At 68.0% G+C, this 1,811-nt stretch carries 2 protein-coding genes; both read left to right on the plus strand.

Features of this window, described 5'->3' with window-relative positions; genetic code table 11:
* Positions 1 to 1,399, plus strand: a 1,399-nt coding sequence (aceF, locus tag C662_RS19440) for a dihydrolipoyllysine-residue acetyltransferase (protein WP_002934443.1), incomplete at its 5' end; no start/stop codon positions are given.
* Between the two features lie 83 nt (positions 1,400 to 1,482).
* The coding region (locus C662_RS19445; protein ID WP_332307107.1) for a biotin/lipoyl-containing protein at positions 1,483 to 1,811 on the plus strand (329 nt) is incomplete at its 3' end.

Here is a 1,811-nt window from a genome sequence, read left to right on the forward strand (position 1 = left end):
GCCTGCCGTTGCGGCTGCTGCCCCGGCCGCTGCAGCGCCGGCTCCGGCCGCTGCGCCCGCTCCGGCTGCCGCCCCCGCGGCCGCCGGTGGCGTGGTCGAGGTGAAGGTGCCCGACATCGGCGACTTCGACGCGGTGCCGGTGATCGAGCTCTTCGTGAAGGTGGGCGACACGATCAAGGTGGACGACGCCATCGCCACGCTCGAGTCCGACAAGGCGACGATGGACGTGCCGTCCTCGCACGCCGGCGTGGTCAAGGAAGTGCTGGTCAGCATCGGCGACAAGGTCGGCGAAGGCAGCGTGCTGATCAAGGTCGAGACCGCTGGTGGTGCGGCGGTCGCCATACCGGCCGCGGCCGCACCCTCACCGGCCCCCCTGGCCGATGGCGGCCCGGCCGCCAGTGCCCCGGCCTCGATGCCGATTGCGTCGGCCGCGGCGCCCTCGGCGGTCAAGGTCGGCGGCAAGGTGCACGCCAGCCCCTCGGTGCGCGCCTTCGCCCGCGAGCTCGGTGTCGACCTCGGCCAGGTCAAGGCCAGCGGCCCGAAGGGCCGCATCCTCAAGGAAGACGTCGCCGCCTTCATCAAGAGCGCGATGACGACCGGGGTGGTTCCTGGCAAGACCCCGGCTGCAGCCGCAGGTGCATCGCTGGGTGGCGGGCTGGATCTGCTGCCGTGGCCGAAGGTCGACTTCGCCAAGTTTGGCGAGATCGAAGTCAAGCCGCTCTCCCGCATCAAGAAGATCTCCGGCCAGAACCTCGCGCGCAACTGGGTGATGATCCCGGCGGTGACCTACCACGAGGACGCCGACATCACCGACCTGGAAGCCTTCCGGGTGCAGATGAACAAGGAGTACGAGAAGTCGGGCAAGAAGCTCACCATGCTCGCCTTCATCATCAAGGCCTCGGTGCGCGCGCTGCAGGAGTTCCCCGAGTTCAACACCTCGCTCGACGCGAGTGGTGGTGAAATGAGCCTGGTCTACAAGAAGTACTTCAACATCGCCTTCGCGGCCGACACCCCGAACGGCCTGGTCGTGCCGGTGGTGAAGGACGCCGACAAGAAGAGCGTGTTCGACATCGCCGCCGAGACCGGTGCGCTGGCCAAGAAGGCGCGCGACGGCAAGCTCGGTCCGGCCGACATGTCGGGGGCGTGCTTCACGATCAGCTCGCTGGGCGGCATCGGTGGCACCTACTTCGCGCCGATCGTCAATGCGCCCGAAGTGGCCATCCTCGGGGTGAACAAGTCGGTGATGAAGCCGGTGTGGGACGGCAAGCAGTTCGTGCCGCGCCTGACGCTGCCGATGTCGCTGACCGCGGACCACCGCGTCATCGACGGCGCGCTGGCCACCCGCTTCAACGTGTACCTCGCGCAACTGCTGGCGGACTTCCGCCGGGTGATGCTCTGACGCAGTGAGGAGCGAGGCGTCGGAGCCAGGTTCAAGCCGGCCCCGACGCCCCCTCTTCCGGAACTCCTCACGAGGTGAAGAAGATGAGTCAAATGATTGAAGTGAAGGTGCCCGACATCGGCGATTTCGATGCGGTGCCGATCATCGAGCTGTTCGTGAAGGTTGGCGACAGCATCAACGTGGACGATGCGATCTGCACGCTCGAATCGGACAAGGCAACGATGGACGTGCCGTCCTCGGCCGCCGGCGTGGTCAGGGAAGTCCTGGTCGGCCTGGGTGACAAGGTCGGCGAAGGCGCGGTCTTGATCAAGATCGAGGCCGCTGGCGCCGCTGCGGGAGCGGCGCCTGCCGCCGCGCCGGCGCCGATCGCTGCTGCCGCCGCAGCCCCGACCGCTGCAGCCCACGCCGGCAG

The sequence above is a fragment of the Thauera sp. 28 genome, assembly GCF_000310145.2.
GTDB classification, from domain to species: Bacteria; Pseudomonadota; Gammaproteobacteria; order Burkholderiales; family Rhodocyclaceae; genus Thauera; species Thauera mechernichensis.